This window comes from Streptococcus sp. VTCC 12886 (assembly GCF_049893425.1).
Taxonomy (GTDB): Bacteria; Bacillota; Bacilli; order Lactobacillales; family Streptococcaceae; genus Streptococcus; species Streptococcus suis_AA.
Genome location: NZ_JBMVJB010000053.1, coordinates 1 through 6,722, shown reverse-complemented (window position 1 = coordinate 6,722; position 6,722 = coordinate 1). Strand labels below are relative to the sequence as shown.

Annotated in this window: 7 protein-coding genes and 1 pseudogene; 6 read left to right on the top strand and 2 right to left on the bottom strand. The window is 34.2% G+C overall.

Features of this window, described 5'->3' with window-relative positions; genetic code table 11:
- Positions 1-548 precede the first annotated feature (548 nt).
- The 3 genes from ACPC57_RS11145 to ACPC57_RS11135 are packed head-to-tail and all read left to right on the top strand — an operon-like array spanning position 549 to position 3,159.
- Positions 549-908, top strand: coding sequence for an SAG1252 family conjugative relaxosome accessory protein (locus ACPC57_RS11145; RefSeq protein WP_428713221.1), 360 nt, complete (start codon positions 549-551; stop codon positions 906-908).
- A gap of 9 nt (positions 909-917) precedes the next feature.
- Positions 918-1,283 carry a plasmid mobilization relaxosome protein MobC gene (mobC, locus tag ACPC57_RS11140; RefSeq protein ID WP_428713220.1) on the top strand — a complete coding sequence of 122 codons (366 nt, stop codon included), beginning with the start codon at positions 918-920 and terminating at the stop codon, positions 1,281-1,283.
- Positions 1,270-3,159 (top strand): SAG1250 family conjugative relaxase, encoded by a 1,890-nt coding sequence (locus tag ACPC57_RS11135; protein WP_428713219.1) that lies wholly within the window; start codon positions 1,270-1,272, stop codon positions 3,157-3,159. Before mobC ends, ACPC57_RS11135 begins: the two co-directional genes overlap by 14 nt.
- Positions 3,160-3,655: 496 nt before the next feature.
- Here the strand turns inward: ACPC57_RS11135 and ACPC57_RS11130 are convergent, their stop codons facing one another.
- Entirely contained in the window at positions 3,656-4,012 is a 357-nt protein-coding gene (locus ACPC57_RS11130; protein ID WP_071519576.1) for a MerR family transcriptional regulator, read from the bottom strand.
- A gap of 146 nt (positions 4,013-4,158) precedes the next feature.
- On the opposite strand from ACPC57_RS11130, the gene ACPC57_RS11125 reads away from it, so the two are divergent.
- Genes ACPC57_RS11125 through ACPC57_RS11115 form a run of 3 tightly spaced genes read left to right on the top strand, consistent with a single transcriptional unit; the run spans position 4,159 to position 5,951 of the window.
- Entirely contained in the window at positions 4,159-4,551 is a 393-nt protein-coding gene (locus ACPC57_RS11125) for a carboxymuconolactone decarboxylase family protein (RefSeq protein ID WP_428713218.1), read from the top strand.
- A gap of 47 nt (positions 4,552-4,598) precedes the next feature.
- Positions 4,599-5,183, top strand: a complete 585-nt coding sequence (locus tag ACPC57_RS11120) for a thiolase family protein (protein WP_428713217.1) — start codon at positions 4,599-4,601, stop codon at positions 5,181-5,183.
- A 12-nt stretch (positions 5,184-5,195) separates the two neighbouring features.
- Positions 5,196-5,951, top strand: coding sequence for an SDR family NAD(P)-dependent oxidoreductase (locus tag ACPC57_RS11115; protein WP_428713216.1), 756 nt, complete (start codon positions 5,196-5,198; stop codon positions 5,949-5,951).
- Between the two features lie 497 nt (positions 5,952-6,448).
- Here the strand turns inward: ACPC57_RS11115 and ACPC57_RS11110 are convergent.
- Positions 6,449-6,722 (bottom strand): annotated as a pseudogene (locus tag ACPC57_RS11110) (hypothetical protein); the annotation flags it as partial.

Here is a 6,722-nt window from a genome sequence, read left to right as displayed (position 1 = left end):
AGGGCAAAGACAAATGTGACCTTAACCAACCTCCTCTATAACATCTTTCGATTTGAACAGATTAAACGACTAGGGTTAAAATCATGGGCTTAGTGCGCCCAAAAATTGGGAAATAGCCTTGAGTAAGACTCACAAACAAAAATTTACAAGAAATAAACTGTAGATGAAAGATAAATTTGATGCTCTAGATGCTCTACTGATGTTTTTAGAGGTTCCCATATATAGAAATTGAGAGCCCAGGCTCTCTTTTTCTTACTCCCATTTTCAATTCTGTGATAACTTTTCCAAATCATCCTTGTTATCCTTATATCATTCCTAAGAAAATCAAGTCTTGATTTTCTACTGGGGGGGTTGGGGGCGAAGCCACCAAGTTATCCTATCGTTAGCTGTCAAAATTGAAAAGTTTTGGCCGGCTGGCGATAAGATTTTTTGGGTATTGTGACCACAATGCCTGAGCTCGCAAAGACCGAACAAGGACTTTAAGAAATTTCTCGTATGACACACGGGGTCGGGGTTTATCCGAGAAAGGATGAAAGTGAGGGAAAGAGATGTCTGAACAGTACCGTGACATTCGAAAAGAGGTAAATCTAACCACAGATGAGTTAAAACAGATTGAAAAAATGATGAAGGTTGATAATTATCGTCACTTTTCACCATTCGTCAGGGATAAAATTTTGATGACTGATGACAAACAGTTAGCTGCCAAAGAATGGTTTTCCCTTTGGCAGTCTCAAAAGTTTGAACAGATCAGTCGAGATGTGCATGAAGTTCTAGTTGTCGCTAGAGAAAATCACCAAGTGACTCAAGAGCACGTTTCAATCTTATTGACCTGCGTTCAAGAATTGATTTCGGAAGTCAATCAACTACAGCCACTCAGTCGTGAGTTTCGTGAAAAATATATGAGATAGGGGGCTACTATGGTTTATCGTTATCGTACCAATCTCAAAAAAGTATTTCTAACAGATTCAGAATTACACCAATTGAATGAACGGATTGCTAAGAGTCACTGTCGAAATTTCTCAGTATATGCTAGAAAAGTTCTGCTTAATCCCAATATGTCTATTGTCACGATTAACACTGATACCTATGAGCAGTTAGTGTTTGAATTGAGACGGATTGGAAATAACATTAATCAAATTGCGCGTGCCATCAATCAAAGCCATTTGATTTCTCAGGAACAGTTACAAGAATTGAGTAAGGGAGTTAGTGAGTTAATTACTAGCGTAGAGAAAGAATTTCAAGTGGAAGTGAAAAGACTGAAGGAGTTTTATGGTAGTCACTAAGCACTTTGCGACACACGGAAAAAAATACCGTAGGCGTTTGATTAAGTACATTCTCAACCCAGATAAAACGGACAATCTGAAATTGGTATCTGATTTTGGCATGAGCAATTACTTAGACTTTCTTAACTATGAAGAAATGGTTGAAATGTACAATGTTAATTTTACCAACAATGATAAACTATACGAATCAAGAAACGACCGACAAGAAAAACACCAACAAACTATTCATGCTCATCACCTCATTCAATCATTTTCTCCTGAAGATAATCTGACACCTGAAGAAATTAACCGCATTGGTTATGATACCATGATGGAATTAACAGGAGGTCGCTTTAAGTTTATCGTAGCGACTCATACAGACAAAGATCATGTTCATAATCACATCCTAATCAACGCCATTGACCGTAATTCAGATAAAAAGTTGATATGGAATTATGCCTTGGAACGAAATTTACGTATGATTTCAGACCGTATTTCTAAAATGGCGGGGGCAAAAATTATTGAAAAGCGTTTCTCTTACCGTGACTATCAAAAATATAGGCAGTCTAGTCATAAATTTGAATTGAAGCAACGTCTTTATTTTTTGATGCAGCAGTCAAAGTCCTTTGATGATTTTTTGGAAAAAGCGGTGCAGTTGCATGTTCACATCGATTTTAGCCAGAAGCATAGTCGCTTTATGATGACGGATAGAGCAATGACAAAACCAATTCGAGGACGCCAACTCAGTAAACGAGATTTATATGATGAAGAATTTTTTCGTACACATTTTGCCAAGCAAGAGATTGAAAGTCGTTTAGAATTTTTGTTGAACCGTGTTAATTCTTTGGAAGAGTTACTGATAAAAGTGAAAGAATTGAATCTAACCATTGACTTGAAACAAAAAAATGTTGTCTTTATACTTGAAGAAAGTGGAAAGCAATTCAGTCTGAGTCATAAAAAAATAAGTGATAAGAAATTATATGATGTCAATTTTTTTCAAGATTACTTTAAAAATAAGGAAGTCGGGGATTCAGAAGGATTAGAGAATTTAAAGGAACAGTACCATGCTTTTCAAGAAGAACGAGATAAGGATAAGGTATCCACTGAAGAGATTGAGGAAGCCTTTGAGACATTTAAGGAAAAACGAGATGCCGTTCACGAATTTGAAGTGGAACTTGCAGAACATCAAATTGAGGAGTTAGTTGATGAGGGCGTTTATATCAAGGTATTTTTTGGTGTAAAGCAGAGCGGTCATATTTTCATTCCCAACTATCAATTAGATATTCTTGAAGAAGAGAATCAGACAAAATATAAAGTCTATATCCGTGAGACAACCTCATATTTTGTCTATAACAAAGAATATTCGGATAAGAATCAGTATATTAAAGGGCGAACCTTGATTAGACAGCTAACCAACGATAGTCGAGCGATACCATACAGACGACCGACTGTTGAAAGACTTCAAGAAAAAATTTCTGAGATTAACATCTTGATTGAGCTAACCGAGACAGACAAAAAATACCAGGACGTTAAAGACGAACTGGTTGCAGAAATAGCAGAGCTAGACATCAAACTGACTCAAACAAATGAAAAAATCGCCACCTTAAACAAGATGGCGGAAGTGCTTATCAACCTAAAGAGTGAAGAACCGAGTAGTAGAAAACTAGCTAGGTATGAATTTTTAAAACTGAACTTAACAGAATCAAGCACATTAGAACAAGTGACTGAAGAAAAATATATGTTACAACAGAAACTCGGTAATGATATTGATAGGTATGAAGCACTCGTAAAAAGCTTGGAAACATTTGTGAATGTACTGAATAATAAGAAAATAAAATTAGTATCACAAAATATTAACTCAAAATACAAAGAAATAGTTTGCCCTGTTGTAAAATGAGGTGTAACAAATATATCAAATTACAACGGGAAATCAATATTGTCATTATCGCTAGCTACCTATGGGGTGCTTCAAGAAGGGTGTCAGACCTACCGCAGAATCCACCATAATCTTTTTCTTGATTAGTTCTCAGAGTACCTAGTTTTTGTTGCAACTGCAAAGTTTTGCTCAAAGTTTTTAGAATATGAACCATTTTATGGTCTTAGACCATTATCAAACATGCTCTTTCAGATTGAAAGTTTTCCTTGCGCATTGCACCAAACCATTTGTAATACTTATAATTTAAATGATTCGATTGAGAAAATTAATCGAAACAGTTCCATCAAGTCTAGAATAGTTTGAAATCGAATATTTACGCTGACGAAACCTTTGGACACTCAAAATTAGAGTGAAAGTTATTTTACGACTTATCCAGTTATGCTTGAAACCAGTCAAAAGGAATATAGTATGAGCGTAAAAGCTCATATGCTTGGTTACCTAATATAACGGATGTTTATTAATTTAATCCTAAATAAGTTTTAATTTTGTTTTCAAGAAAATCAATATGTTGGTTAATTTTAGATTGTTGCTCATGAAGTTCATCAAGTTGAAAAAATAGTAGCCTAAGGCGTTGAGGAATTGTGGAGTCTCCTTTGTATCTTAGGTAAGCATATTCTTGCATATTTTTAATAGACATTCCAGTTTTTTTTAATCTAATGATGAATTGAGTCCATGCAATATCAGAATCATCATAGTATCTACGATTATTTTCTTCTCTATGTGAGTAAATTAATTTTTCTTGTTCATAGTATCGAAGAGTTGGAACAGAAAGTCCAGTTTTTTTAGCAAATTCTCCAATAGAATAGTGAGTCATAATACTTCACTCCTTTATTTTTTGATTATTTTAGCATAATTTTTAAAAAATTTATAGTTTTCTCTTGACATAAAGTGCACTTTACTATGTAAAATACAAAGCATCAAAGGAATTTGATAAAAAGCTAGGGAAGGAGGTAATACCATATGGATGAGGAGGAAAGACGAAAAATTGGTTTAAAGTACCTGAAGACCATAGATGGAGAAGTTGGCGATGAAGTCATAAAAGCCCTCGATGGAGTAGCAGAAGATATTGGAAATTATATTTTAGAATTTGTTTTTGGAGAAATTTACAATCGTAAATCACTTGACCTAAAACAGCGAGAAATGATTACTATTACAAGTTTGTTATCTCAGGGTGGAACACGACCTCAACTTAAAGTTCATATTAATGGAGCTTTAAATGTTGGTCTAAGTCAGGAAAAAATTCTTGAAACATTTATCCAATGTATCCCATATGTTGGTTTTCCAAAAGTTCTAAATGCTGTTGAAGTGGCAAAAGAAGTATTTAATGAAAGGGAAAAAATTAATGAAATTTAAATTGACAAATTTAGGTACCTCGTCTGAGAACATTATTTTATATTGTAGTGGAAAATAGTAGAGTAAGGTCCATAATTGAGATTGATGAAAATATTCGTCCTGATACAAATATTGAAAAATTAGCAAAGCTAAGAAGTGCTTTTAAAGAGTCAGGAGTAGTCACCGCTGGAAACTCGTCAAGCATAAATGATGGTGCTTCTATCCTTATGCTAGTTTCAGAAAAAGTTCTTCAAAATTACAAATTAACTCCTTTAGCAGAATGGATAGATTCTTCGTTAGTAGGCTTAGAACCTCAATTAATGGGGATGGGACCAGAAATTGCTGTAAAGAAATTGTTAATTCAACAAAACATGGATGTAAATGACATTGATATTTTTGAATTGAATGAAGCATTCGCTGCACAATCGATAGCTTCCATAAGGCAATTGGGAATCAATGAAATGGGCAAGGTTAATCCTAAAGGTGGAGCTATTGCTTTAGGGCATCCAGTTGGAGCTTCAGGAAGCAGAATACTGACCACTCTAATATATGAGTTGATTGAAAATAAAGTTAATTATGGAGTCGCTTCTCTGTGTATAGGTGGAGGAATGGGGGTAGCCACTCTTATAAAAAATGAAAATAGCAATTTTTAAAGGAGAAATAGTGTGGAACAAATAAAGAATTATACTTGTATTACTGGGGCTAGTTCTGGTATAGGAGCGGAGGTAGCAAGACAATTTGCAAAATTAGGAACGAATCTTATTTTAATTGCTCGGCGTCAAGAACGACTAGAAAAATTGAAGCAAGAGATTTTGGACCATTATCCGGATTTAGATGTTGTTATTAAAGTTGTTGATTTATCGAAATCCAGTAATGTTTTTGCTCTTTATGAAAGTTTAAAAAAATATCACATTACTACTTTAATAAATAATGCTGGTTTTGGAAATTATGATAAGGTTGAAACTCAAGATTTAGAAAAAATGATGATGTTAATTCATTTAAACATTGAAGCCTTAACAATTTTATCAACTCTATATGTGAGAGATTATAAAGATAGTAAAGGTGCTCAATTGATTAACTTATCGTCTAGAGGCGGTTACATGATGGTTCCAAATGCAGTTACATATTGTGCGAGTAAATTTTATGTCAGTGCTTTTACAGAAGGTCTAGCATTGGAACTACAGGCAAATCAAAATCAATTAAAAGCTAAGGTTTTAGCCCCAGCTGCTACAAAAACGGAATTCGGTCAAGTTGCTACAAATTCGAAAGAATACGATTATGATGAGCATTTTGATAGGTATCATACATGCGAAGAGATGGCAAAGTTTTTGATGGAATTATATCAAAGTGATGAAGTTGTTGGTTTAGTTGATGTTGAAAATTTTGAATTCAATCTTAGCGGACCATTGTTTAATCACTAATTTATTAAGACAATTTTGTCTGAGGTTGGGCAAAAACTTCAGAAAGATCATGACTACCTGTATTACGGGTGGTTTGAATAGTGGCTATAAGCTACATTACCAGCCAGTGCCTTAAGACGCTGGCTTTCACTTTGTTTAAGCTAACTGTTATTATTCTGTTACTTACTCCTAAAAGAGGCAGTAGCATTACTTACTGTTATTTTTAAAGAGCTCTTCATCTTCTTTTACGTTCAATTTATCTAGTACAAAGTCATGTTTGTATTGTTCCTAGGTATATTTTTAATTATGGCTTCATTAATCCAACTGTACTTATATAATAGACCTCTGCCCCAAAATGGTGATTTCCAAATTAGTTTTTGAGATTAACGTATTTGTCAAATATCTTTCAATTATTTTGACTCCTTTATAACTACATAAACGTCGAATTTTTTTCCCAGACTCACATCATATGAATGAAGAAAATATCTTTTTCAGAAAATGGGAATAATATTTAATACTCATCCAAAATCAAAAATAGCGGAAGTCCACTTTCGCTGAACAATCGTTTTCAAGTCACTCCAATGGAGAACTTGAATAACAGATTGTAGCTTATCTATTACTTCATCTAATGTCTTAAAGACTCTATTTTTAAACCCACGCTTACGTATCTCGGCCCAAACTTGCTCTATCGGATTCATCTCAGGGGTATAAGGAGGTGACCTAGTCAAGCATTTTTGTAACACTAGTGTATAAAATTTCTTACGCTGCACGACATCGTGCAGCATAAGGTGT

Excerpts from the sequence above, each read along its gene's own strand:
- mobC (WP_428713220.1), top strand. The coding sequence starts at position 918 with ATGGTTTATCGTTATCGTACCAATCTCAAAAAAGTATTTCTAACAGAT.
- ACPC57_RS11135 (WP_428713219.1), top strand. The coding sequence starts at position 1,270 with ATGGTAGTCACTAAGCACTTTGCGACACACGGAAAAAAATACCGTAGG.
- ACPC57_RS11130 (WP_071519576.1), bottom strand. The coding sequence starts at position 4,012 with ATGACTCACTATTCTATTGGAGAATTTGCTAAAAAAACTGGACTTTCT.
- ACPC57_RS11145 (WP_428713221.1), top strand. The coding sequence starts at position 549 with ATGTCTGAACAGTACCGTGACATTCGAAAAGAGGTAAATCTAACCACA.
- ACPC57_RS11125 (WP_428713218.1), top strand. The coding sequence starts at position 4,159 with ATGGATGAGGAGGAAAGACGAAAAATTGGTTTAAAGTACCTGAAGACC.